Here is a 23,748-nt window from a genome sequence, read left to right on the forward strand (position 1 = left end):
ATATTTTATAAGTATATTGGGCGATGTCAATTCGGCATGCGTCATGATAGATGCGAACGTGGATGACCCAGGGGAGCTAATGACAATAGCAACAACGGCGGCAGAGAAGCAGCTCGATTTGGCCGCACTTCGCAACGTCCCGGGCTTCGTGATCCGATTGATCCAGTTGAAGTTCTTCGACGGCTTCTATGAGACCTTCGCCGAGCTCGGACTGACGCCTGCGACCTACGCAATCCTCATGCTGGTGCGGGACAACCCGGGGGTCGTTCCGAGTAGCATCGCAGCACTGTTGCGGCTTCAACTCCCGAATTTGACAAAAATTCTGCACCAGCTCGAGGACGCGGGTCTGGTGAAGCGAAGCCGGTCCAAAATCGACCGGCGTGCGATTGAGATCACATTGACGTCGAAAGGCGAGAAATTGATGAGGGACGCCGTCCGGCTCACGGCGCCCTATAACCGCCGAATGCTTGCTCCCCTTAATGAAACGGAGCGATCCACTTTGATCGGCCTGCTAAATCGGATCTGCCCCTTTTAGACTCTTAATCAAATCTTGACCGTATCGTTTACAAGGAGAAGACATTGGCCATTCGCAATCAGGCGGCTGATGCGCGCGCATCCTCGCGCCAAGTTCACCAGGATGCCACGACTGGCCTTAGCGCGAGCTGATGCGCATGCGCCTCGACATCGAAGTTAGTCTGCTGCTGGAACGAAGCCGCGTGCCAGGCGGTCGAGAGCGAGGTGCACCTCACCGCTTTTTCGCTCGCTGCGCTTCATCGAAATTCAAACAGACTGCCTATTGAATTTCGGGTGGACCGCGGCGCCGGTCTGGACTAATCGTCGGCATCACAATCAGTCTGCTCGTCAACCCCGATATGAATGTACTTGCGATCGTTGCTCCGACCTTTGGGCTCATTGCTGTGGGCTACGCCGCAGCTGTTAGCGGACTGGTTTCAGAAGGTGCGCAGAAGGGCATTTCCGAGTTCGCATTCTCGATTGCAATACCAGCGCTTCTCTTCCGGACCATCGTCATCTCGCAATTTCCTGCTATGAATCCTTTGCTGGCATGGGGCGCCTACTATGGCGCTGTCGCCCTCACCTGGATCGCCGCTCTAGCTCTGTCGGCACGCCTGCTTCGCGTGACGCCCGCGGCCGGCGTTGTCGCAGCCACGAGCGCTGTGTACGGCAACATAGCGATGCTCGGTATTCCGCTCGCGCTCACGGCGTTCGGTCCGAAGGCGGCGGGGCCAATGGCGCTGATCCTTGCCATTAACACACCGTTGTTATGGCTCAGCGGAACACTTCAGATCGCCTGGATCGAGCGGAAAGATGGCGCCTCGATTTGGGCACTTGTGCTTCGCCTCCTGTTAGATCTTTTGCGCAATCCGATCATAATCGCGATTGCAGCTGGCTTCTTTTGGCGAATGACCGGGGCAGGACTGAATTCGCTGGTAGATCGGACTTGCGAGCAACTCGCTCAAGCCGGGTCTCCGGCAGCTCTGATCGCGCTGGGGGTCGGCCTTATGCGATTCGAACTCCGCGGAGAAGCACTGAGCCTCGCGGTCATGTGCTTTCTGAAGCTCATCATCATGCCCCTTGTTGCCTGGACGCTGGCCTTTCCCGTTCTACATCTGCCGCCCTTGGTTGGCGACGTCATCGTTCTATTTGCGGCCATGCCGGCAGGGGCCAATGCGTACCTGTTCGCCACGCAGTACAAATTGCTGGCGAACTCAACGTCTGCTGCGGTTGCTTTAGGCACGCTTTTGTCGGCAGTGACGCTTCCTTTGCTCATTACGATCTTGCTGATGAATCCACTCGAATAGCAACCCCGCGTTCAGCCGCCGAAGGCCTCATTGCGCACAGCCTCGGTGAGCGCTTTAGCGATCGCCGGGACCTCTAAACGTCAGCCAGGAACGCTGCAATTTGCGTCCACATGGCGATCGGATTGGAATACATCGGGAAATGGCCGCACGCCGGAATCTCGGTAAGGCGTACGCCATTTGTGCGAAGCAGGCCGAGATAGGATAACGTCGCATTCTGTTCGCCGTACATGAACATCTTCGGGCAGCGAAGGCCGATAAACTTTTGCATCAACTTTCCACTGTCCGACAGATCGACCATCGAGCGGAATATTCCAGGTACCGCAGCCGCCCTCACTTTGTGATGAAGACTGGAAGCGTAGAGCGCGCTGGCATAGGCTGGCATATGCCGGGTTCGGTCGATAAAATCGGCGAAGAACCGCTCCACGTTCTGCTCCGGAAATTGCAAGATCTGCCTGCTGAGGAAGCAGTCCTCGGGCGCAATGTTTCCCTCGATATTGACGAAGCTGAGTACGTGTTGGGGATACTTGTGCGCGAGCAGAAGTGCCGTCAGACCACCCATGGAGTGGCCAACGAGATGAAATCGGTCGAGCTTAAAATGCTCGATTACGCGCTGCGCAGTCTTTAACAAGAACGGAATTGAAATGTCTGATAGATCCGCGCAATACGTCTCTCCGCAACCCGGTGCGTCATAGGCGAGAAACGGATGCGCCGCGAGAGCTTCGTGGCGCACGATGTCAGCGTAGTCTTCTTTGGTAGATCCGAAGCCGTGCAGGAAGACGATTGGCGCCGCTTTTCCGGCGCGATGAATCGCTGACAGGTTCAATTCGACGCCATCAACTTGTGACGGCAACCGAACCAAGGCCAGTTCACGGTTTTCCGGCACGGCTTTCCCTTTGAAGCGTTAACGGGCAAAGCTGGCTCTCGCTTTGCAGCAAGAGCCAGGCCACTGGCTAAGTCTGTCCGAACCCGGATCCCGGCTTCTTATATTCGGGCCGGGGTGGGCTGAAGATGTCGAGCACACGGGCGCCCTCGGGACCAGCTCGCATGGTGTGAGGGACGTTGCCGGGCGTACGCCAGAAGTCGCCCTTGCGCACAGGGATCTCCTCCCCTCCCTGAATCCTAATGGCAGTGCCGTCCAGCAGCACGCCCCATTGTTCCTCAGGATGATGATGGAGCACGCCTTCGGCGTGCGGTGCGAAGCTCACCACCGAGAGCATCGCGTGTTCGCCCGAAAAGATGCGCGTGGTGAGTCCGGGCGCCAGCTCGCGAAGCAAGCCGTCATCCGGTGTATCAAGATTGTGAAATTCCTTTTTCTGGTCAGTCATGTCGTCCTCTGGTTCTGGTTACTACCGTCCGTAAGAGCCCTCGTAACGCCCCTCGCGAATAGCCTTCATGGTCTCCTCTTCGCGCGCGATCTGGGCACGAACAGCCTCAATCAGGGAATCTGCCATCGCGGCCGGAAAGGATACAACGCCATCCTCATCGCCAACGACGATGTCGCCAGGGGCGATCGGTGACCCACCGATCGACACTGGCACGTTGATGCAGCCTGGGCCACTTTTATAGGGGCCGCGGTGGGTCACTGCGCGGGCAAAGCAGGGGAAATCCGAACCGCTGAAGGCCGCGACGTCTCGGATGGCGCCGTCGATTACATAGCCGGCAGCTCCCCTCTCTTCTGCGATATTCTTCATGATCTCACCCACCAGTGCCCGCGTCTCGTCGCCGCCTCCGTCCACGACGATGACATCCCCGGGGCCGACCAGTTCAAGCGCCTTGTGAATTGCGAGGTTGTCTCCAGGACGCGTCCGCACGGTGAAAGCCGTTCCGACCAACCGTCCGGAACGATGGAATGGCCTCAAGCCAACAGCACCCGCCAATCGGTCGAGATTGTCCGAGATGACCGAAGTGGGGGCATCTTTGAAGGCTTCAATGAGAGCGGAAGGCGGCTTTGGCACGCTGGCAAGCGCGGTTTTGACGTTCATGGTTCACATCCGGTCAATCCGGCGATCTGGCGCCGCATCGCAAATGTGCGGCGCCAAATCGCACAAGGTGGCTAATCGATCTCGCGGCCGGCTTTTTCCGTTGCTGCCAACAAAGCAATGAGCGTGATGACGAGGGCTCCGGTCACGTAGGCTGGAATCGCATACGTGTCGGGATACTCTCTCAACAAGGTGGCGAAGATCAGCGGGGCAAAACCGCCACCGAGGACACCTGCGAAGGTGTAGGCGAGCGAGGACCCCGTGTATCGCACACGTGTTGGAAACTGCTCAGTGACGAAAGCACCTTGCGGACCAAACATCGCGGCTTGAAACACCATGCCGACTGAAACTGCGGCAATGATGATGGCTGGTGATTTTGTATCGAACAAGCCGAACAGGAGGAAGCTGCCGATGATAGATGCCAGAGCACCGAGCCCATAGACAGTGCGTCGACCAATCCGGTCAGAGAGCGCCGCAAGCAGGGGAACGGATATGGCATGCACGCCGGCGCCGATCAGAACAGCGGTCAGGGCCAATGTGCGGCTCAAACCCAGCTTCTGAGTGACATACGTCAAGGTGAATACGGCAAGCAGTCCATACACCACGTCCGAACCGATTCGAACGCTACCGGCCACTAACAGGTTGCGCCAATGGTCCCTCAGGACCTCGGCAACCGGCGCCTTGGTCGTCGCATGGCCGGCCTGCAGCTGATGGAAGTGGGGTGTTTCCTCAACGCTCCAGCGGATCCAGAATCCGAAGAACACCAGCACGGTGCTGGCCAGAAACGGAAGGCGCCAGCCCCAGGACAGGAAATCGGCCTCATTCAGCAGCGTCGTCGTGACGGCGATGGCCCCTGCGGCGAGAAGAGTACCGGCAGAGGGGCCGACTTGCGTCCACGACGCATTGAGCCCGCGATTTTGTGGCTTGCCATGCTCCACGGAAAGAAGGATGGCGCCAGCCCACTCGCCACCGAGCGCGATGCCCTGAATGGTCCTGAGACTAACGAGCAGCAGGGGCGCGGCGATTCCGATGCTCCCGTACGTAGGCAGCAAGCCCATCGCCAGGGTAGAAATGCCCATCAAAGCGAGCGTATAGACGAGGACGGCACGACGCCCGACCTTATCTCCGAGGCGACCGAAGATAATTCCGCCGATGGGACGCGAGATGTAACCTACGGCATAAGTCGAAAACGCAAGAATTGTACCGACAATCGGATCAAATGACGGGAAAAAGAGCTTATTGAAGATCAGAGCTGCCATGGAATTGTAGATTACGAACTCGTACCATTCCAGCGAGGTACCCACCATGCTGGCGAGTGCAAGCCGCGTCATCTTTCCTGCCGTGCTTGGGCCGACAGTGTCGAGCTGCGGCGTCAATGTCGTCTCTGCGCTTGTCGTCATCCCTATCTCCTGCGCGTTATCATTTGATCTGCCCGTCGTTGGCGCCCCGGCAAGCGTCACGACGTTTGATTGGTGATTGTGCTCTATGGGCTAGTGGATTGCCTCTGATAGACAGCGTGGTGCCTATTGCGGGTATGCGGCCTCACTTCGCTTGCCCATCTGCCCGCCTCGACTGCCTTTGCCCATTCGGCGCTCTTCAAGACGTCCGGATGGTCAATCTCATAAATGGCCGTATAGATCGGCTTGGGCGCCGGCATATCCTTGATGCCGTTGGCAATGGCGAACGCGAAGGGAACTCCTTTGACGCGCGTAACGCTGTGAACCCCTGGCACTTTCAGGAGATGCGGGACATGTTCCCCATCGTACACCTCGTTGAAGAGATCTTCGTGCGCAGGATCGACGTCCATTGAAGCAATCAGGACAAAGCGGGATTGGATCGGCATCAAGCGCTCCGTTGCTACTTGTGAGGAGGAGTGTATTCAAAGCCGTAGTCACGTTTCGCCGCCTCCGGCGTTACGTAACCGTCCAGCACGTCGTTGAGGATCGCCTCCCGGTCCCGACGTTTAACGTCACCGAATCCGCCGCCGCCGGGTAGCGAGAGCGTTAAAACCGTATCTGGCGGCAACATGCGGCTCAGCTTGGGGCGGACCTCCTCGCCATTCGAACTGGCGATCGAACCGGTCGCGCCGGATTTGCCATCGTACAAACCTGGTGCTGGATAGTGACATCGATCGTACATGCCTGAGAAGAGATAGGGCTTCTCGGTCAGAACCTCGACTTCCATTGTCTGGCCCAAGCCACCACGATGTTCGCCGGCTCCGCCGGAGTCAGGTCGAAGCGCTCTTTGCCGTACGACCAGAGGCGTCAAAGCTTCGATGATTTCCACGGGCACACCGGCGACACCGCTTGGATAGGAGGTGGCCGAGAGGCCATCGAGTCCCTTGAGGGCGCCAGTTCCGCCGGTAGAGAACCAAGTGTACGAGAAGAACTGATTGTCGCGCTTATCGAAGCCGCTGATATGCGTATTCCAGAGACTGTCGGCGCCGGGTGCCATCACCTTATCCGGCAGGATACCTGACAACGCGCCCATGATGGCTGAAGGGAGGAAGTGACCGACCGTATGACGGCCAGCGACGGCAGCAGGATGCTGAGCGTTGAGGATTGACCCGACGGCGGCGATCGTGCGTATCGGCGTGAACGAACCGGCGTTATTGGGCACGTCTGGCGCAATTGCGCACTTCACGCCATAGGTGGTGTAAGCAACGGTATAATTGAAACCGACGTTGATACCGAGATCAACCGTTGAGGAAGACCCTTCATAGTCGACGATGACCTCATCGTCCTTGATAGTGACCTTGGCCTGAATCTCGATCGGCTTGTCGAACCCGTCAATGGTGATCTTGAACGGATGCGATCCGTTGGGCAGAGCCGTAATGGCGGCTCTCATCGCCCTTTCGGTGCGCGCGACGATGGCGTCTGCCACCCCTTCGATATCCGCAAGATCGAACTCTTCGAGGAAAGACTTGAGCTGCTTTGCTCCGACTTCGTTCGCGGTGATCTGTGCATGAATATCGCCAATCACTTCATCGGGGGTCCGCACGTTGGCCGCGATCAGCCGATAAACGGCTTCGACGGGTTCTCCTTTCGAATGCAACTTCATGATCGGGATGAAGAGACCCTCCTCATAGACGGAGCGGGCATCACACGACAGCCCCCTGCCGCCGATATCGAGCGCGTGACAGCAGTTTGCAAAAAGCGCAACGACTCGCCCATTGTGGAATACGGGCGTTGCAATCGTGATGTCGTGAAGCTGAGAGACCGTAATCCAAGGATCATTCGTGATGATGACGTCCCCGGGCTGGAGCGTATCCAGCGGAAACGTCTTCAAGATGTGTTCCATTCCTGTCGCCATGGAATTGATGTGCCCCGGCGAGCCCGTGACCGATTGGGCCACCATCCGGCCGCGGCGATCGAACACGCACGCAGAAAGGTCTTCGGCGTCCCGGACGATGGACGTAAAGGACGAACGCATCAGGGCCGCGGCCTGCTCGTTCACGGCGGCAATGAGCCGCCCCCACATGATATCGAGCGTAATGGGGTCCAGTTCCTTGGCGCTCATCGGGCCACCTCGAGATCGACAATGAGATTACGGTTCTGATCGACGCTAATTTCGCCGGGTCCGTTGATAACAACGGTCGATTCACGTTCTTCGATGATGGCTGGCCCCTGCAGGCGATCACCGGCTCCAAGGCGATAACGGTCGTAGACCGGCACGTCGATGAGTCCTGCGTCAGGGACGTAGATCTTTCTGGAGCCCTTGAGTGGACCGTCGGACTTCGACGTATTGACCGGTAGCTTGAAGTCAGGCTTGGGCCCCGATGCGACCACTCGCCATGACATCACGTCGATTGGCGTGTTGGGTACGGTATGTCCGTAGAGTTCGGTGTAGACCCGCTCGAACGAAGCGGTGATTTCCGCGATGCTGTCTGGCCCAAGTTTACCGGAGGGAATCGGCACACGGATGTCAAAGCCTTGCTTGCGGTAGCGCATATCGGCCCAGCGACGGAACGAGACCTCTCGATCACCCATTGAATGAGCAAGACGGCTTCGCCCCTCCTCCTCCATTTCTTTGAGAGACCGATTGACTGCGCCCCAATCCAGTTGTTCCAGCCGTGCCGGGCTTGATCGCACAAAGTCAAATGCCAGTGGCGCGGTGAGGAAGCCGACGGCCGACATGACGCCCGCACCGAACGGATAGATGATCTTCGGCAACTTCAGGACGCGCGCGACGCCGTAGGCGTGAACCGGCCCCGCGCCACCAAACGCAAACATCGGAAACTGGGAAATGGTGCGCCCCCGCTCGATGGCGTGGATGCGTGCAGCAGAAGCCATTGCTTCGTTTGCCAGTTGATGGATTCCCCAGGCTGCGGCTATCGTGTCGAGATCAAGCGAGGCCCCGACTTGTTCGTTAATGGCACGTTCTGCGGCGGTCTTGTCGAGCTTCATATCTCCGCCGAGGAAGAAGCCTGCATTGAGGTAACCGAGCAGCAGATCGGCATCAGTGACCGTTGGTCGTTCCCCGCCCGCCCCGTAGCAGGCAGGTCCTGGCACGGATCCGGCGCTATGCGGCCCGACCTTGAGGCGGCCGAGTGCATCGATCTGCGCGATCGAACCGCCGCCCGTGCCGATCTCGATCATTTCGATGACGGGCACCTTGACTGGGAGACCGCTGCCTTTCTTGAACTGATATTGCCGATCGACCTCGAATTCCGGGGCCAGCAGAGGCTCGCCATCGACGATGAGGCAGGCCTTGGCGGTGGTGCCGCCCATGTCAAAAGAGAGCACGTCTGAAAGTCCGAGTGACTTGGCATAATGTGCCGCAGCCAACGCGCCGGCCGCAGGTCCCGACTCAACAAGACGGATCGGCGCTTCGATGGCTTGGCTGGCGGTGAGCAGACCGCCATTCGATTGCATCACATAAAGACCGGCTGCATCGCTGAGCTCGTCGCGCGTACGCGCTTCGAGCCGCGTCAGATATTTCTCGGCGATGCTCTTGACATAGACATTGCAGAGCGCCGTCGTCGAACGCTCGAATTCCCTGATTTCCGGGGAGATGTCGCTGGAGAGAGTTATCGCAACGCCGGGGAGCTTTTCCCGTAGGATGCGGCCAACGATGCGCTCGTGATCCGGACAAACGTAGGCGTTGATGAGACTGACGGCAACCGCTTCGATGCCTATTCTGCGCATCTCCTCGGCGATGCGCGCGACGTCGTCTTCGTTGGGGGCCTGGCGGATTGTTCCATCCGACAGAATTCGCTCGGCAATCTCAAACCGGTGACGCCGCCGGGCAATCGGGGCGGGACGACGCAGCCGAAGGTCGTACATGTCGTAGCGGTGCTCGCGCGCAATTTCGACGGCATCGCGGAATCCGCGGGTCGTGACGAGAGCGGTCAGCGCCCCCTTTCTCTCGATCAGCGCGTTGGTGAAAAGCGTCGTCCCATGCACAACATGCGAAACTTGGCCTGCATCACCGTTGATGACCTGCTTAATTCCATTGATTACGCCATTGTCAGGCTGATCTGGAGTTGTCAGGACCTTACCGAGCCGAAATAAACCGGTCTCATCGTCGACCAGGACGATATCTGTGAAAGTTCCCCCAATATCGGCGCCTAAACGCATCCGCTCCTCCAAATTCAGGATTTGGTAGGATTAGCGACTATGGGGTGACAGCCGAATTACCGTTTGGGCAATCCAGCTTTAAGGGAGCATTAGTCCTCCGCCCGCGGCTGCCTGCTGCGGCGGCGGCGTGCCCGACGCCCCCTTCTTGATCATCGTGTGAGAAGAGTTCCTCCCGTTCCGTGCCCATCTAAGCAGCCTCTTCTCCAGAGTCTTGATGCGTACGGTGACAAGCCTGGGAGGGCCAATCTGTCACGCGACAAAGTCAGCAAGGCCGTATTTCGCGAGAGATCCGGAGACGATGGCGAAGCCTGGATCTCTGCGACTGATTCACGGACGCGAGCGTCTGTGCCGGGAGAAGCGTACGCGGCCTGCCTTTCGTTTCCAGCAAATCGGAAGGAGCGGCGGGAGCTCGTCTCGTTTGTGGAGTTCGGGAAAGACCGATTGCTGGAGAAGGGGTTCGCAACGCGCAGCGTAGTCGCGCTCGAGCGCTTCCGTCAGCCGTTGTCCAGTGGATCAGACCGACCGGTCGGTGCCTGCGCAGGGCTGGGACCAGCAACAACATTAGTGCTTCGCACCTCCTTGACAACGCGCGTGACGATCTCGGAGGTCAACTCACGCTTCATCTCGCATCAGCTCCGCTATCCTTGCCGTAGTCATCGACGCCGAGTTGCCTTGCCCGGCACGGTCGTGTTGGTTGTCCTTGCAGATGCGCGAAAAATGATCCGCGCAGATTTCCTCGAATTTGTCCCAGCTCGGCGGCGGACGAAGCTGTTCGTTGTTGGCTCCAGACATGTTTCTGGATTCCGACCCGCCTGGTTAGTCGTGACTGGCGGCACCCTCGGTGCTGGTCCCAAATGGCTGCCCCTGACGAGTCAAAGAGCTTCCCAAATAGATTATCATAGGAACTTTCACAACTAATAGCTGCATATTTTGGTTACATATCCCGTTGATATATTTACGGCACTAGAAAATGGAATAAGTGCTCTTGAGAGCAAATTATCGCACATAAAGCGCTCTTAAAAGCAAAATATGGCAAACTGCAGGAAATTGCTGTATGCTCTTAAGAGCATAATAATCTGCTTAATGGCCTTCAAGAGCATGGTAGCAACCAACAAACTTCAAAAGGCGCCCCCTTACCCGGTGTCACGGACGCTCACGCAATTGGGAGCGGATCTGCGTACTGCACGCATCCGCCGCAACATGACCATGCAGGACGCAGCCAGCAGAATTGGAACGGGCGTGCGCGCTGTTATGGACGCCGAAAAGGGCAAAGCATCGACGGGTATCGTGGTGTATGCCGGGCTGCTGTGGCTCTACGATATGCTCCAGCCCCTCGAAGAACTCGCTGACCCCTCAAAGGACAGGGAAGGGATTGCTCTGCAAGCGACGCGGGAACGCAAGCGGGCGCGCAAGTCCGGAGGGCTCGACAATGACTTCTAAAGCAACACCGAATGCTTCGTCTACATCACGCTGCCGTGTCAGACCGAACCGATAACCGCCGGCCCGATTCTAGCTCGCTAAGGATCGCCGTGGCAATGCATTGGCTCGCTTCGTCTACGGCAAGTTGTACCTCTCAAACGGAGATGCGGTCGCGATTGATCCTATCGAGCTTGAATTATCGGATGAGACTTACGAAACAGGCCGACTGAATGGCGGTCTTTGGCGCGTTACGCGATGCAAGCTCGGACTATTGGGGTCGCCGCGTCATCGAGAAGCATGCCGGGGTTCCCCAGCTTGGCGAACTCGACTATCTGCTGAATTCAGCCGACGACGGCGTAGGGGCGCTTGGTTTGGACTTGGTCAACAACCTCCGGCACCACGTCGCAAATTCAACAAGACGCTCGAACTTGCAAAGCTTCAGGAAATCGCCGAAGCCTTGATGCTCTAGGAAGATGTAAAACCGAGGAAGGCGCCCAGGTTCGAGACTGGATGCTGCTCGGCACCTCCATGGGCGGAGCCCGTCCGAAAGCTGTCGTCGAAGATGACCACGGATTCTGGATCGCAAAGTTCAATCGTCCGGACGACCGCTGGAACAACACTCGCGTCGAACGCGCGATGCTCGAGTTGGCCAAGGTTTGCAGCGAAGGACGTTCTTCTCGTCAAGCGCTTTGATCGCACGTAGACGGGCAAGGGATATTTGCGTTCGCGGATGATCAGCGGGCTAACCGGTTTGCGAGCTGATGAAGCCGTCGAGATGCGCGATCGCTGGTCCTATGTGTTGATGGCGGAAGAGATGCGCCGGGTCACGGAGGAGCCGGGAAAGGATGCGAAAGAACTTTTTCGACGCATGACGTTCAATGCACTGATTTCCAACGTCGACGATCAGCCGGCCGCGTGCATCACTACGGACGCGACCGACTTCGTTCAAGGAGTGCAATGAGCTCGGCCATTATGGCTTGCCTTTCTTGGCTTTCGCCACAATGGCATCCAGATCGACGGCGGACTTCGGGGCGGCGTGGCCCGAGGAGAGATTGCTGTCTGCATCGAGCTTGATGCCGAGAGCATCAAGGACGCGAAGGATGAGCCCGAGTTCTGCGCGCTGGTGGCCATGCTCGACTTCGATGATCCATTGGCGACTGACACCAACCTGTTTAGCTAGCGTCGACTGATCGAGCTTGAGGCGCTTGCGCCGGTCGCGGATGACGGCGCCAAGATCGGCTGCGGTACGTGTGAGCATGGAACATCCAAATGTCAGCGATCGCTTACATTACCGTGTCGCCGTTCGCTGACAATCGGAAATGTCAGCGTTTGACAACATTTTAGAATGTCGCCGATCGACGACATCTGCGCCGGGATGTCCAATCATTTGAGACGCCGACAGCGGCTTAGTTTGGCATTGACCAAGCAAGCGGCGACCCCGCTCGACCGCAGCTGGGTTTTTTCCGCTTTTGGTTTTCCGACCGTTGCCAGGGACCTCGCCCGTTGAGAATCGACTTGGGGAGTTAAGTTGGGTTATGTGAACGTTTCGGTTGATCCATTGGTCACTTATGTCCTCTTCGGCCCTTTTTTGGATAGTTTCTTCGGAACCATTCGAACCGTGTTGACATTGTGTACACGAATGCAATATAACGCTTCATAAGAAGTGAGGAGTAACCGCAATGGAAGCAGCACTACAGCGCCCTGCGGCGCGAGTAAGGTCGCGCCGCGTCCGGAGCGAAACCAATATCCACATTCGCGCTACCGCACAGGTAAAGCACTTGATCGATACCGCTGCAGTGGCGGTGGGCAAGACGCTTAGCGAATTCATGCTGGATAGTGCGCGGCAACATGCCATCGATGTGCTTTTGGACCAAAGGTTATTTGTCCTTGATCCAGAGAAGCACGATGCCTTCTTGAATGCACTTGATAACCCGCCTCCGGCCGGGACCAAGTTGAAGGCACTGATGAAGCGTAAGCCGCTTTGGCAGAAGTAATCGAACATCCGAGGAAGCGTGCGGGCATAACCTCCCCCACGCTTCTCAAGCCGACGCATGACTTTAGCCGCTTTGATTGCGGTAATGAAGCCCTGACCGATTGGTTGAAGAATCGCGCCCTCGACAGCGAGGGCAAGACTGCTCGCACCTATGTTGTTTGCGAGGGCAATTCGGTCGTAGGCTACTACTGCATCGCCTCTGGAAGTGTTGAGAGGGCTGCAATTCCCAAGCCGCCCATAAAAAGGCACGGACTCCCAAATCCCGTACCTGTAGCCATTATAGGCCGCTTGGCGCGAGATCTTACCTACAAGGGCAAGGGGCTCGGCCAAGACCTGCTTCAACATGCCCTCCACCAAATCGTTCACGCATCTGAAACGATCGGTATTCGCGCCATCCTGGTACACGCGATCGATGAGAAGGCTGCCGCTTTTTGGAAAGAAGCGGAATTCATAGAAAGTCCGATTGGGTCCCGAACATTTTTCCTCCCTATCGAAACTGCCATCGACGCACTCTAATGGCGTCACAATCCAACTGCCCCAGTACCGAATGGCCGAGCCGCTCCTGGACCACCTTAGGCGCCGCAATTCAAGCCCGCCATCAACCTTGCGGTTTATATATCAGCTCGCAAAGAAGTGCCGAAAGAGAGTGAAGCCCGGATATTTTGCGGCGTCCATGGCCTTCTCGTTGGAGCCTTACCTAACTTGGTGATACCGGCGGCGATTTGCACCGGTCACAGGGCCCCGTTTGACCATGTAATCGCGGGTGACGATCTCGACGTCCTTCACCGGACTGGAAACACCGATCCGAGATCGGGCTTGGGACATTGCAGCCTCCATTCACGCAACGCATTGAATGCGATCGGCGGCAATGGGACGAACGCTCCTCCGAGCCTGATTTCGGGCGGCCGAGCTGATTGTATTCGTCGGCGCGCTCATGAACATGAAACTTACGCTTGGTGAAATCGACATTGACCCCTGCCTGCCCCACAATTCCGACGCGGAAAGGCCAGTGAAGATCACGGTCTGGGAAATTGAGCCTTGGCTGGAGTTGCTGCCGTTCACGGCGGCCGGAATCCGTGCGACGGTTTGGCGAAGGTCAACCTCAGACGCCCCATCTCAAACGCGCAGAAACAGTTAGGCCGACAAAGGGATCACGCCTTCATTGCGAAGTCGCCAGCGCTTAACACCCATGATGGCCTTTGGCTCCGGTACCATTGCCTCGTTTCGAGTGTTGCGCACCGGCCTTTACGAGCAGTGGACACTATCGAGCTATGTGGGCACGCGCTTCTGGCTGTCGGCGATTTGGCTACGTCTTTGCCTTGCGGCGGACGCTGGCGCGATGCCGGATCTCGACGAAACCATTCGGCTCCTTTTTGGAAACGATCTGGCGTAGGATTTCCAGAAGCATGTCGATCACCTCGGATGCCACTCGCGTTGGCGGACGATCGGCAAGGTAAATGAGGTCCAGATCGCTTCTGATTTCGGGGGTGACAATGGGGCTGGCGCTCAAGACGCCAGTCTCGAGCTCGTATTTGACAGCGCCGAAGGGGAGGACAGCGGGAGCAAGGCCCTGTCGCACGAGGTCTTTCAGAAGGGTAACGGAATCGATCTCCAGCACCGTGGATACGGAGAGATTGAGGCCAGCGGCGCCCGCATCCAGCAAACTTCGGATCGGATTTTGAGCCGACGGAAGCAGCAGAGCATGTTCAAGGAGGCTCGCAAGGCCGACCGGATCGCCAGCGAACATCCCTGGTGGCCCGATGGCGAACAGCCGCTCGACGGCAAGGCACTCACTGACGAGGCGCGGGCTATCTGGCTGAAGGCCGTTGACTAATGCGACATCGATCGAGCCGGTCAGCACCCAGTTTTGCAAATAAGCGCTATATCCCTCAAGTAAGCGCGGACGAACGCGAGGCAGACGTTCGCGACAGGCCCTGATGAGCTCCGCTCCCGCCATGGCGATAACCGACGGCGTGGCTCCGATAATCACGTCGCCGGTCAGGTGTTTTCCTTCGGCCATGACCTCCTGACGAACAAGCTCCACGTCGCGCAGGATTTGGGATGCGCTTCGGTGCAGCATGAGGCCTGCTTCCGTCATCTGCATGCCTCTCCCGTCTCGGTCGAACAGCGGCGTTCGCAGTTCGTCTTCGAGAGCACTGATTGACCGGCTGATGGCAGGGCCTGCTACGCCGAGGTGAGCCGAAGCGCGGGCGATGCTCTTCAGATCCGCGACGAAAACGAAGTACCGAAGCTGTCGTAGGTCCATGGCTTATGAACGGGCGAATTGATACATAGCAAATGCCGTTCGGCTTGTGCGGACGGGACCGCGACAGCTCTGCAACCAACCGTCAAACCGAGCTTGCCGCATGAATTTTTGGCCCTCACATGTTAGCCACTCAGCTTATGCGAGCCTGGCAGAGCGCACCAGTAGACGTTGGTTTCTTCCTCGCCCATTCGCCAGCTAGCTTGGGCAAACGCATCGCAAGGGCGGCGGCTGCCGAGCTCTCCGGCATCGTAGGTATGAATGGGTCTGCGGGGCCTGAACGGCGATCTGCGAAAAGGACCGCGAGAACGTGCTTCGTTGAGCCGCAATCCGCAGGACCCCTTTCCGACCTTGACGCCTGGTGAGCAAGGATGGCAAGGCGCGTGCGGCGGCAACTCTTTCGACCGCGGCTCGTTCTCGCCCAGTGCAAGTTGGATATTCGGCAATGTCAGTCCGAGCGTCTCAAGCCTGAGGAGACTAAATCGCAGCTAGGCAGCAGGATAATCAACTAGTATTGTATGATACCAATTACCGAATTAGTACAAGGAATTACTGCGTGAAGGTTTCCAAAGTCCAGCGCGTACCGGCCAAGGCCGCACCGCTCCGGCAACAGGTCGCAAGCAATCTGCGCACCGCCATCATTGATGGCCGCTTTCAACCAGGCGAGCGGTTGAAGGAAGGCGAGCTGTGTGCATGGACCGGCGTCAGTAGGACTGCCGTCCGTGAAGCCCTGCGGCAACTGGAGGCCGAGGGCATCGTCGACAACATCCCCAATCAAGGACCCGTGGTGGCGCGGGTATCCCCCGACGAGGCGCGGCAACACTATGAAGTCAGGGGTATGCTGGAAGGGCTGACGGCAAGGACCGCCGCCGAGCGGATCTCTGAGCGCGAAATCAAGGACTTGCACCGGCTCAAACGAGATTTGGACCGCGCCTTCAAATCAGGTAGCGTTGCTAAGGTGCTCGAATGCAAGAATCAGCTCGACGAATTCCTGATGAGCGTTTCGGCCAACAGCGTCGTCAAGGGCTTCGTGAGCGTCATTCGCGCACGTCTCAGCTATCTTCGTCCCATTGTTCTGTCGCAGCCCGAACGCCTGAAGGAAAACGCTGTCGAGGTCCATGCGATAATCGACGCGATCATCACACGGAAGCCGCAGGCGGCGTGGCAGGCTGCCGTCAATCACGTCAACATGGGCGCGAGAGCAACCCTCAAGGTGCTGGAGCAGCTGGAGGTGGCGGCGGAACACCAGGCCGCGCTGGACGCGGAAGCCGCGCTTCGGGCGAAACGTCCGCGGGGACGGCCGCGCCGTGACGCGGCACCAAATAATCCGGTCGGTAGGGTGACGATGTAAAAACCGGTCCGCGCGATGGTCTATCTGCTATCCACCCTCGGCCTGGAGACCGTTGTCTCGAACCACCTGCCCCCAAATATGCGCCTGCTCCGCGTAAAAGTTGCGCATGTAGTCCGGATCGCTCGCAGCGACCGTCAGCCCCATCGCGTTGATCCGTCCCGTCACGCTGGCGTCCTTCAGAACCGCGCGCATCTCTGTATTGAAACGCGCGATGATCTGTTTGGGCGTCTTCCCGGGCGCATACAGTCCCCACCAAGGCGTCGCGACGAGATCGGGAAACCCGCTTTCGGCGAGCGTCGGTACGTCGGGAAGGGTCGGGTGGCGTGTTGCGCCGGTCTGAGCGAGAGGGCGCAGCAACTTGGCGTCGATCTGGCTGTTGAGCACCGTGGTCGCTGCGATGATCAGGTCAATATGTCCCGCAATCGCGTCGTTCACCGCGGGGGCTGCTCCCTTATAGGCAACGTGGCTCCACTGCGCGCCGGAGCGTTTGGCAAGCAGCAGCATCGTGAGATGGCCAAGACTCGCCGTTCCAGCCGACGCAAATGCGAAGCCGCCCTGCTTGGCTTTCGACGCAGCGATCAACTCAGCCAAAGTCTGGTAAGGGCGTGACGGCTGACAGGCAATGATGTTCGGCGCCGTACCGACCAGCATGACCGGATCCAGATCTGTCTCGGAATTATATGGCAGGCTCGGCTGCGTCACCGGGTTGGTCGCGTGAGTATCGAATACGAACAGCCACGTGCGGCCATCTGGCGGTGACTTCGCCACTGCCGCCGCGCCGATGCTGCCCGCTGCGCCCGGACGGTTTTCGATGATGATCGTCGTTCCCAGTCTCTGCTGCAAACCCGGCTGAACCAGACGGGCGATAGCGTCCAGCGTTCCGCCGGCAGGAAACGGGATGATGAACTTCATCTGACCCGCAGGCCAGTCCTCTGCCCTGGCAACAAAGGGGGTGGCGAGTGCGCCGGCGAGCACGGCACGTCGTGTCAGTTGTCCCATGTGTTTCTCCCGAGGTGATGATCGAGAACAAGACTTCGGACCAACAGTTCGGGGGGTGGCCCAGGACGGCATGCAAGCGTCGCCGGCCCCGCCCATTCTCCTTATCGCTGCGCAAACGTTGCGATCGGCCCTGCAACAGGTTTTCCGCGGTGCCAGACCGCCGAGATCTTGTGGACGTTGGCTATGTCGGCCGATGGATCGGCGTCGAGCACGACGAGATCGGCGAGCTTGCCAGCTAGCAGGACACCGCGGTCATCCAGCTTGAGCAGCTTCGCCGCGCCGCTGGTCGCGATGGTCAGCGCCTGCATCGGCGTGAGGCCGGCTTCAACCATGAGATCGAGCTCACGATGTTCGGCAATGCCGGGGAAACGCAGGCCCACGCCGGAATCGGATCCGAACCCGATGCCGATACCTGCCTTGTAAAGCGTCATCAGGTTCTTCTGGTTCATCGCCAGCGCCTTGCGGGCGCGCTCGGAAGCTGGTGCGTCATGGACCTTCTGCTGCCAAGCCGGATCCTCCAATTGCGTCTTCACGGCGGGATCCAGTGCCCGGTTCACGAACGGATCCGCCGAGACCTGCGGCTTGTCGGCAAAAATGAAATTTGAATCGTCGAGCGCCAAGGTGGGAACGTACCAGGCGGCATTCTTCTTCATCAATTCGATCGTCGGCGGATCGATCTCTTTGTCACGGATGCCGTGCGCCAGAATGTCAGCGCCGGCCTTCAGGGCGGCCTGAGCATCTTCGAGGTCGTTGATGTGGAAGGCGACCCGAAGCGCGTTCTTGTGGGCCTCGTCGACGGCGGCGGTATAGACCTCCGGCTTCACTTTGACTGGCAGCAGCTTGCCGAAGTCGTCAAGCCAGATCTTGATCAGGTCGGTCTTGCGTCCCGCCATCTCCCTCACCGCTTCGCGCGCTGCGTCGGGCGTATCCGGGCGATAGATCTGGTTCGGGCCGACGGGAACGATCGCCACGGGCGGTGCTCCCATCGCAACCCCAATGCCGCGGTCGGCGCCAAAGATGTCGGCCCCTGGCGCCTTGCCGGCATGTAGATCCGCTCGCAGATCGTAGAATTCAGGTGCGTTCAGGCCCAGCGACGTGATCGTGGTGACGCCATAGGCCTCCCACTGTCGAAGTTGGGACAAGATGTAGTCGCGATTATAGTTGTCCGGACTCGCCTTGAGGCCCCTGACGATACCCACATGGGAATGATCCGAGATCATGCCGGGGATGATGGACTTGCCCTTGAGGTCAACGACATCGGCATCGGATGGCACCGGCACCGCCGTTACGGACCCAACGGCCGCGATGCGTCCGTCGCGAATGACCAAGACGGAATCGGGAAGCGGCTTTCCACCCGCTCCGTCGATCAGAGTGGCTCCCTTCAGGACGACTGACTTTGTTTGCGCCTGTCCCGGCATGCCCGATAGACACAGGCCCGCGATGGCCAAGATGACGACCGATGCGGCTCTCATGCGGCGCTCCTCCCTGTTTCCTCGTTCCCCACGGGTTGGTCCCAGGGGCCATTAAATCTTATAGTACTATATTACGAGCAATTAGCAATTGATCCCGAGACGATGCGCCCTGGATCACCTAACTCAGCGATTTATCGCAGCACGAACGGATAGGGCTCGTCGCCGCTGCTCATCCAGACGGTCTTGGTCTGCATGTATTCGTTGATGGCCTCGATGCCGTTTTCGCGACCGAGACCGCTGCGCTTGTAACCGCCGAACGGGGCCATGTAGCTCACCGTGCGGTAGGTATTGACCCAGACCATGCCGGCCTTTAGCCGGTCAGCCATGACATGGGCGCGCTTCATGTTCTGCGTCCAGACGCCTGCGGCCAGACCAAAGAGGATGTCGTTGCCGATCTCGACGGCTTCCTCCTCATCGCGAAATGGGATCACGGACAGGATCGGGCCGAACACCTCCTCCTGCGCGATCCTCATGCTGTTCTTGACGCCGGTGAAGACCGTGGGCTCGACGAAGAGACCCTTGCCGCATTCCGGCCGATGGGCACGATCGCCTCCGAGTGCCAGATGCGCGCCATCCTTCTTGCCGATCTCCATATAGGCGAGGACCTTGTCGAACTGCGGCCGGTTGGCGACCGGCCCGACCTGTGTTTCGTTCTGCATTGGATCGCCCATCTTGATCGTGGCCGCCGCCTTCAGGAGCTTTTCGACGAAGGCGTCGTGGACAGATTCCTGTACCAGCATTCGCGAACCGGCGATGCACGCCTGCCCGACGGCCGCGAAGATTCCGGCAATGGCGCCGTTGACCGCATTGTCGAGATTGGCGTCGTCGAACACGATATTGGGCGACTTGCCGCCCAGCTCCAGGCTGACGCGTTTCAGGCCGCGCGCAGCGCCCTTGTAGATCTTCTGGCCGGTGGCATCGGAGCCGGTGAACGCGACCTTGGCGACCTGAGGATGCTCGACCAGCGCCGGCCCGACCTCATTGCCAAAGCCGGTAACCACGTTGATGACCCCAGGGGGGAAGCCCGCCTCCTCCACCAGCGCCATCATCTCGAGGAGCGATGCGGAGGTGAATTCCGAGGGCTTGAGCACCACGGTATTTCCGGCCGCCAGCGCCGGCGCAAGCTTCCAGGCGACCAGCATCAACGGCGAATTCCAGGGGATGATACCGACGACGACGCCGACCGGCTCGTGCTTGGTGTAGGTGAACATGTTGGGCTTGTCGATCGGGATGACCGAGCCCTGAATCTTGTCCGCGAGGCCGCCGAAGTAATAGTACCATTGCGGAATGTAATTGAGCTGCCCTCGCATCTCGCTGATCAGCTTGCCGTTGTCCCTCACTTCGATCTCGGCGAGCCGCTCTGCATTCGCCGCGATCAGGTCCCCCAGCTTGCGCATCAGCGCGCCGCGCTGCGTTGCATTCAGCTTGGGCCACGGCCCCACATTCATCGCCCGATGCGCCGCCTGGACTGCGCGCGCGGCATCCTCGGCATTGCCGCGCGGGATCAACGCCCATGGCTCGGCGGTGTAGGGATTCATGGTCTCGAACCACTCGCCCGAGGCCGGATCCTCCCACTTTCCACCGATATACATCTGGTACTTCTTCACGGAACGCCTCCCTGCAGCATAAATATCTGGAATCATAATATCGTATTATTGGCTTTTAGTGAGGTCAAGCTATTGCTTACTACGCGCCCTGAGGGAGGTTTGACAAAATATCTTTTGCAATAATACGGTATGACATACTTTATTGACGTTGCAGGTCGACGAACCCGCGCGGGGAGGACTAGAATGACAAACAACGTGGCCACCGACATCACCGCTGCGCTAAAGCATGCCGGTGTCGAGAACTTCTTCCTCCTCACCGGCGGCGACCAGCCGTTGTGGATCGCGCTTCGCGATGCCGGAATTCGAATGGTGGTCGCACGCAGCGAGGCCAGCGCGGTCTACATGGCGGACGGTTATGCCCGCGCCAGCGGCCGCGTCGCGCCGGCCTATGGGCAGGCCGGGCCCGGCGCCGCCAACGTCGCGGCCGCACTGGCAGATGCCGTCTGGGCCCAATCGCCGGTATTCGCGCTGACAGGAGCGACCGCGACGCAAGCCCTGCACATGAACGAGTATCAGGACCTCGACCAACATGTCATTTTCCAGCCCGTCACGAAGTGGAACGGTGCCGTCGCCGCTCCTGAGATGACAGGGAGTCTCGTCTCGCAGGCGCTTCACATCGCGGCGACACCGACATGCGGACCCACCCATCTCGACGTGCCGAAGAATTTCTTCGCGCTGCCCGGGGACCCGCAAACCGCGAACCGGCTAGAACGTTCCTACTCAAATGCCGCCAGCAAGGTGCGTGCGCTCGGCACCGAGGTTGCTACGGCGCTCGACCTCCTCAAGCGCGCGGAGCGCCCGGTTCTGTTTGTCGGCGAGGGCGTGCGGCTTGCCGGCGCGTGGGCCGAACTGGCACTGCTGTCGGACCTTGCGGGCATCCCGATCGTCGCCACGGCTGGCGGCAAGCCGGCCATTCTGACGTCACACCCGAATTTCTGCGGCATCGTCGGACGCTATTCCTCGGTGAGCGCCAACAAGCTCGTGGCAGAGGCCGATTGCGCCCTCGCTCTCGGGACCCGATTGGGCGGACTGGCAACCAACGGCTACACTTTGCCGAGCCGCAAGGCGACCGTGATCCAGATCGACCATGATCCGGCTTCCCTCATTAACACCTACGCGCCACGCCTCGGTGTCCGCGCCGACATCAAGATCTTCCTCACCGACCTACTTGACCTCGTTAAACAGCAGAATTTGCGGACATCGTCCGCCTGGCTGGACCGCTGCCGCCGCGATACTGATAAATGGACAGCTAATCACCGCGAACAACTCGCTGCGTCAGGTGGCAACACGGCCCTCTCCCCGCTTTCGGTGCTCGACGAGCTCTCCCGCTATGGCAGCGAGATCACGCTGGTCGCAGACACAGGTTACATGGCTGCCTGGACCGGCGTGCTGTTCCCGACGCTGCGTTACGACGCCTTCTTCCGCGCAGTCGGATCGCTCGGCTGGGCGCTCCCCGCCTCGCTCGGCGTCCAGATCGCGCGATCGGAGAAGGTGGTATGCATTACCGGCGACGGCGGCGCCGGCTATCACCTGGCTGATGTCGAGACGGCGGTTCGCTACAGGCTGCCGGTCGTGATCATCGTCATGAACAACAGCGCGCTCGCCTTCGAATATCACGAGAAATATCGCTGGAAGGGAAATGTGGTTGCGGAAGCGAACGATTTCGGGCGCGTCGACTTCGCCGCGGCCGGAATCGCGCTGGGTGCAAGGGGCGCACGCGCCACCAATCGCGAGGAATTTGTGGCAGCCATGGCGGTCGCAATGAAGGCATCCAATCCGTTCGTGATCGACGTCGTCATCGACAAGGAAGCCTTTCCGCCCGTCACCAATTTCGATGCCGTGATGGAACGGAAGCTCTAGATTGGCGGACGGCGCGCCGGAGGAGCGGGCACGCCGTCAGCGATCCAACCTACGACAATCAACAATCATAAAGAACCAGGGTGGAACCATGAAGACCCGTCGAGCTATTGTTGGAGTTGCCGCGGTCGGCCTGTTGCCGCTGACCGCCCCCTCTGTCGTCCGAGCGCAAAAGGCCACGATCCGCTGGCGCCTGGCGTCCAGCTATCCCAAGAACCTCGACACCATTCACGGTATCGCCGTTCGCCTTGCCAAGCACGTCGAGGAGATGACGGATGGCGGCTTCCAGATTCAGGTGTTCGGCCCCGGGGAAATCGTGCCAGGCCTGCAGGTACTCGATGCCGTGCAGAGCGAAACGGTCGAGATAGGACACACGGCATCGATCTACTACAGCGGCAAGAACAAGGCGTTTGCGATCGACACCGGGCTGCCGTTCGGAATGACGCCACGCCAGCATCTGTCGTGGATGTATCGCGGCGGCGGGCTCGAACTGTTCAGGGAGTTCTTCAAGTCCTACGGCGTCGTGAACTTTCCCGGCGGCAGCACGGGCGTGCAGATGGGCGGTTGGTTTCGCCGCGAGGTCAATACGCTCAATGATCTGAAGGGCCTCAAGATGCGCATCCCCGGCATTGCGGGCGACGTGGTCGCACGCCTCGGCGTCGTTCCTCAGAACATTGCCGGCGGCGACACCTATGCTGCACTAGAAAGAGGCACGATTGACGCGGTCGAATGGGTCGGCCCCTACGATGACGAGAAGCTGGGCTTCAACAAAGTCGCAAAATATTACTATTACCCGGGCTGGTGGGATTGCACGGGGCAGTTGGCCTTCTATGTAGGAGCGAAGGCTTGGTCGGCCTTGCCTGCTCATTATCAGCGGGCATTCGAGGTGGCCGCCGCGGAGGCCTCCTGGGACATGCTGTCGCATTACGACGCCAGCAACATGGCGCCGCTGCGTCGGCTGATCGCAAACGGCACCGAGCTCAGGCCATTCTCGCGCGAGATCATGGAGGGCGGCTATCGCGCGGCATTCTCGCTCTACGCCGAAGAGACGGAGAAGAATGCCGAGTTTCGCAAGATCTACAGCGAATGGCTGAAGTTTCGTGAGGACATCGTGACCTGGTTCAGGGTCGCAGAAGCGAGCTTCGAATCCAATCTGTATAGCTTGTACAAGACGTGACCGGATCGGTCTCTAGGGCTCGGGGGCCCGCGCTTCGCATCGGCAACTCAGGCGACTTCCAGCAGCCGCGTTCAAACGATGCCCAAGAAGTTTCGTGCTGGCTATCCTTCTTGGACTGGCTGCGGCCGAATATGGATCGTGAGGGTCTTACCGCGCACGCTCCGTCATCCCCTCGAACTGTGTGCGGTAACACAACTCTGGGCCCTGACGCGATATATATAGTGCTACGCCG

The 23,748-nt window shown here is 59.1% G+C and carries 24 protein-coding genes; 11 read left to right on the forward strand and 13 right to left on the reverse strand.

The features are described from left to right. The first annotated feature begins 43 nt into the window (after positions 1-43). Both L6639_RS29080 and L6639_RS29085 read left to right on the forward strand, forming a co-directional pair. Positions 44-535: a MarR family winged helix-turn-helix transcriptional regulator gene (locus tag L6639_RS29080; protein WP_237864937.1), complete on the forward strand. Its 492-nt coding sequence runs from the start codon at positions 44-46 to the stop codon at positions 533-535. A gap of 337 nt (positions 536-872) precedes the next feature. Continuing rightward, positions 873-1,820, forward strand: a complete 948-nt coding sequence (locus tag L6639_RS29085) for an AEC family transporter (RefSeq protein ID WP_128930096.1) — start codon at positions 873-875, stop codon at positions 1,818-1,820. Between the two features lie 73 nt (positions 1,821-1,893). Here the strand turns inward: L6639_RS29085 and L6639_RS29090 are convergent, their stop codons facing one another. The 8 genes from L6639_RS29090 to L6639_RS29125 form a co-directional block, all read right to left on the reverse strand. Further along, positions 1,894-2,703 (reverse strand): alpha/beta fold hydrolase, encoded by an 810-nt coding sequence (locus L6639_RS29090; RefSeq protein ID WP_128930095.1) that lies wholly within the window; start codon positions 2,701-2,703, stop codon positions 1,894-1,896. Between the two features lie 67 nt (positions 2,704-2,770). After that, positions 2,771-3,145, reverse strand: a complete 375-nt coding sequence (locus tag L6639_RS29095) for a cupin domain-containing protein (protein ID WP_128930094.1) — start codon at positions 3,143-3,145, stop codon at positions 2,771-2,773. A gap of 21 nt (positions 3,146-3,166) precedes the next feature. Next, complete coding sequence (locus L6639_RS29100) at positions 3,167-3,802, reverse strand: RraA family protein (RefSeq protein ID WP_128930093.1); 636 nt, start codon at positions 3,800-3,802, stop codon at positions 3,167-3,169. 71 nt (positions 3,803-3,873) lie between these two features. Continuing rightward, positions 3,874-5,199: an MFS transporter gene (locus L6639_RS29105; protein WP_128930092.1), complete on the reverse strand. Its 1,326-nt coding sequence runs from the start codon at positions 5,197-5,199 to the stop codon at positions 3,874-3,876. 83 nt (positions 5,200-5,282) lie between these two features. Beyond that, positions 5,283-5,642, reverse strand: coding sequence for a DUF4286 family protein (locus tag L6639_RS29110; RefSeq protein WP_128930091.1), 360 nt, complete (start codon positions 5,640-5,642; stop codon positions 5,283-5,285). A gap of 14 nt (positions 5,643-5,656) precedes the next feature. After that, a complete protein-coding gene (locus L6639_RS29115; protein WP_128955152.1) occupies positions 5,657-7,318 on the reverse strand; it encodes a hydantoinase B/oxoprolinase family protein in 1,662 nt (553 codons plus the stop codon). Further along, positions 7,315-9,378 carry a hydantoinase/oxoprolinase family protein gene (locus L6639_RS29120; RefSeq protein ID WP_128930089.1) on the reverse strand — a complete coding sequence of 688 codons (2,064 nt, stop codon included), beginning with the start codon at positions 9,376-9,378 and terminating at the stop codon, positions 7,315-7,317. Before L6639_RS29120 ends, L6639_RS29115 begins: the two co-directional genes overlap by 4 nt. A 612-nt stretch (positions 9,379-9,990) precedes the next feature. Further along, the gene (locus L6639_RS29125; protein WP_128930088.1) at positions 9,991-10,170 is read right to left on the reverse strand and encodes a hypothetical protein; all 180 of its coding nucleotides are present in this window, start codon (positions 10,168-10,170) and stop codon (positions 9,991-9,993) included. Between the two features lie 291 nt (positions 10,171-10,461). Between L6639_RS29125 and L6639_RS29130 the strand changes: the two genes are divergently transcribed. The 4 genes from L6639_RS29130 (at position 10,462) to L6639_RS29145 (ending at position 11,758) form a co-directional block, all read left to right on the forward strand. Next, a complete protein-coding gene (locus L6639_RS29130; RefSeq protein ID WP_232995558.1) occupies positions 10,462-10,818 on the forward strand; it encodes an XRE family transcriptional regulator in 357 nt (118 codons plus the stop codon). A 209-nt stretch (positions 10,819-11,027) separates the two neighbouring features. Further along, positions 11,028-11,258 (forward strand): hypothetical protein, encoded by a 231-nt coding sequence (locus L6639_RS29135; protein ID WP_188637395.1) that lies wholly within the window; start codon positions 11,028-11,030, stop codon positions 11,256-11,258. A gap of 49 nt (positions 11,259-11,307) precedes the next feature. After that, positions 11,308-11,490, forward strand: coding sequence for a hypothetical protein (locus L6639_RS29140; protein ID WP_188637394.1), 183 nt, complete (start codon positions 11,308-11,310; stop codon positions 11,488-11,490). Positions 11,491-11,527: 37 nt separating this feature from the next. Beyond that, complete coding sequence (locus L6639_RS29145; RefSeq protein WP_188637393.1) at positions 11,528-11,758, forward strand: hypothetical protein; 231 nt, start codon at positions 11,528-11,530, stop codon at positions 11,756-11,758. Positions 11,759-11,767: 9 nt separating this feature from the next. On the opposite strand, the gene L6639_RS29150 is transcribed toward L6639_RS29145, so the two are convergent. Then, positions 11,768-12,055 carry a type II toxin-antitoxin system Y4mF family antitoxin gene (locus L6639_RS29150; protein WP_128930087.1) on the reverse strand — a complete coding sequence of 96 codons (288 nt, stop codon included), beginning with the start codon at positions 12,053-12,055 and terminating at the stop codon, positions 11,768-11,770. Between the two features lie 421 nt (positions 12,056-12,476). Here L6639_RS29150 and L6639_RS29155 point away from each other — a divergent pair, with 421 nt between their 5' ends. Then, complete coding sequence (locus L6639_RS29155) at positions 12,477-12,791, forward strand: type II toxin-antitoxin system TacA family antitoxin (RefSeq protein ID WP_128930086.1); 315 nt, start codon at positions 12,477-12,479, stop codon at positions 12,789-12,791. After that, positions 12,779-13,306: a GNAT family N-acetyltransferase gene (locus L6639_RS29160; RefSeq protein WP_128930085.1), complete on the forward strand. Its 528-nt coding sequence runs from the start codon at positions 12,779-12,781 to the stop codon at positions 13,304-13,306. Before L6639_RS29155 ends, L6639_RS29160 begins: the two co-directional genes overlap by 13 nt. A 790-nt stretch (positions 13,307-14,096) precedes the next feature. On the opposite strand, the gene L6639_RS29165 is transcribed toward L6639_RS29160, so the two are convergent. Further along, positions 14,097-15,056: a LysR family transcriptional regulator gene (locus L6639_RS29165; RefSeq protein WP_128930084.1), complete on the reverse strand. Its 960-nt coding sequence runs from the start codon at positions 15,054-15,056 to the stop codon at positions 14,097-14,099. 553 nt (positions 15,057-15,609) lie between these two features. Here L6639_RS29165 and L6639_RS29170 point away from each other — a divergent pair. Then, entirely contained in the window at positions 15,610-16,404 is a 795-nt protein-coding gene (locus L6639_RS29170; RefSeq protein ID WP_128930083.1) for a GntR family transcriptional regulator, read from the forward strand. A 27-nt stretch (positions 16,405-16,431) separates the two neighbouring features. Here L6639_RS29170 and L6639_RS29175 read toward each other — a convergent pair whose 3' ends face one another. The 3 genes from L6639_RS29175 to L6639_RS29185 all read right to left on the reverse strand — a co-directional run bounded on the left by L6639_RS29175 (position 16,432) and on the right by L6639_RS29185 (position 20,482). Continuing rightward, positions 16,432-17,403: a Bug family tripartite tricarboxylate transporter substrate binding protein gene (locus tag L6639_RS29175; protein WP_164933595.1), complete on the reverse strand. Its 972-nt coding sequence runs from the start codon at positions 17,401-17,403 to the stop codon at positions 16,432-16,434. Between the two features lie 101 nt (positions 17,404-17,504). Next, complete coding sequence (locus L6639_RS29180; protein WP_128930081.1) at positions 17,505-18,875, reverse strand: amidohydrolase family protein; 1,371 nt, start codon at positions 18,873-18,875, stop codon at positions 17,505-17,507. A gap of 131 nt (positions 18,876-19,006) precedes the next feature. Then, entirely contained in the window at positions 19,007-20,482 is a 1,476-nt protein-coding gene (locus tag L6639_RS29185) for an aldehyde dehydrogenase (RefSeq protein ID WP_128955150.1), read from the reverse strand. Positions 20,483-20,665: 183 nt separating this feature from the next. Here L6639_RS29185 and L6639_RS29190 point away from each other — a divergent pair, with 183 nt between their 5' ends. Further along, the gene (locus L6639_RS29190) at positions 20,666-22,342 is read left to right on the forward strand and encodes a thiamine pyrophosphate-binding protein (protein ID WP_164933594.1); all 1,677 of its coding nucleotides are present in this window, start codon (positions 20,666-20,668) and stop codon (positions 22,340-22,342) included. An 88-nt stretch (positions 22,343-22,430) separates the two neighbouring features. After that, the gene (locus L6639_RS29195; protein ID WP_128930203.1) at positions 22,431-23,516 is read left to right on the forward strand and encodes a TRAP transporter substrate-binding protein; all 1,086 of its coding nucleotides are present in this window, start codon (positions 22,431-22,433) and stop codon (positions 23,514-23,516) included. Positions 23,517-23,748 lie beyond the last annotated feature (232 nt).

It is taken from the genome of Bradyrhizobium zhengyangense (assembly GCF_022012555.1).
GTDB classification, from domain to species: Bacteria; Pseudomonadota; Alphaproteobacteria; order Rhizobiales; family Xanthobacteraceae; genus Bradyrhizobium; species Bradyrhizobium zhengyangense.

Bases quoted from the DNA above. Each gene is read 5' to 3' on its own strand.
- L6639_RS29095 (WP_128930094.1), bottom strand. From the start codon at position 3,145: ATGACTGACCAGAAAAAGGAATTTCACAATCTTGATACACCGGATGAC.
- L6639_RS29140 (WP_188637394.1), top strand. From the start codon at position 11,308: ATGCTGCTCGGCACCTCCATGGGCGGAGCCCGTCCGAAAGCTGTCGTC.
- L6639_RS29115 (WP_128955152.1), bottom strand. From the start codon at position 7,318: ATGAGCGCCAAGGAACTGGACCCCATTACGCTCGATATCATGTGGGGG.
- L6639_RS29195 (WP_128930203.1), top strand. From the start codon at position 22,431: ATGAAGACCCGTCGAGCTATTGTTGGAGTTGCCGCGGTCGGCCTGTTG.
- L6639_RS29150 (WP_128930087.1), bottom strand. From the start codon at position 12,055: ATGCTCACACGTACCGCAGCCGATCTTGGCGCCGTCATCCGCGACCGG.
- L6639_RS29105 (WP_128930092.1), bottom strand. From the start codon at position 5,199: ATGACGACAAGCGCAGAGACGACATTGACGCCGCAGCTCGACACTGTC.
- L6639_RS29080 (WP_237864937.1), top strand. From the start codon at position 44: ATGATAGATGCGAACGTGGATGACCCAGGGGAGCTAATGACAATAGCA.
- L6639_RS29120 (WP_128930089.1), bottom strand. From the start codon at position 9,378: ATGCGTTTAGGCGCCGATATTGGGGGAACTTTCACAGATATCGTCCTG.
- L6639_RS29100 (WP_128930093.1), bottom strand. From the start codon at position 3,802: ATGAACGTCAAAACCGCGCTTGCCAGCGTGCCAAAGCCGCCTTCCGCT.
- L6639_RS29085 (WP_128930096.1), top strand. From the start codon at position 873: ATGAATGTACTTGCGATCGTTGCTCCGACCTTTGGGCTCATTGCTGTG.
- L6639_RS29130 (WP_232995558.1), top strand. From the start codon at position 10,462: ATGGCCTTCAAGAGCATGGTAGCAACCAACAAACTTCAAAAGGCGCCC.
- L6639_RS29180 (WP_128930081.1), bottom strand. From the start codon at position 18,875: ATGAGAGCCGCATCGGTCGTCATCTTGGCCATCGCGGGCCTGTGTCTA.
- L6639_RS29175 (WP_164933595.1), bottom strand. From the start codon at position 17,403: ATGGGACAACTGACACGACGTGCCGTGCTCGCCGGCGCACTCGCCACC.
- L6639_RS29190 (WP_164933594.1), top strand. From the start codon at position 20,666: ATGACAAACAACGTGGCCACCGACATCACCGCTGCGCTAAAGCATGCC.
- L6639_RS29145 (WP_188637393.1), top strand. From the start codon at position 11,528: ATGATCAGCGGGCTAACCGGTTTGCGAGCTGATGAAGCCGTCGAGATG.
- L6639_RS29155 (WP_128930086.1), top strand. From the start codon at position 12,477: ATGGAAGCAGCACTACAGCGCCCTGCGGCGCGAGTAAGGTCGCGCCGC.
- L6639_RS29135 (WP_188637395.1), top strand. From the start codon at position 11,028: ATGGCGGTCTTTGGCGCGTTACGCGATGCAAGCTCGGACTATTGGGGT.
- L6639_RS29165 (WP_128930084.1), bottom strand. From the start codon at position 15,056: ATGGACCTACGACAGCTTCGGTACTTCGTTTTCGTCGCGGATCTGAAG.
- L6639_RS29125 (WP_128930088.1), bottom strand. From the start codon at position 10,170: ATGTCTGGAGCCAACAACGAACAGCTTCGTCCGCCGCCGAGCTGGGAC.
- L6639_RS29110 (WP_128930091.1), bottom strand. From the start codon at position 5,642: ATGCCGATCCAATCCCGCTTTGTCCTGATTGCTTCAATGGACGTCGAT.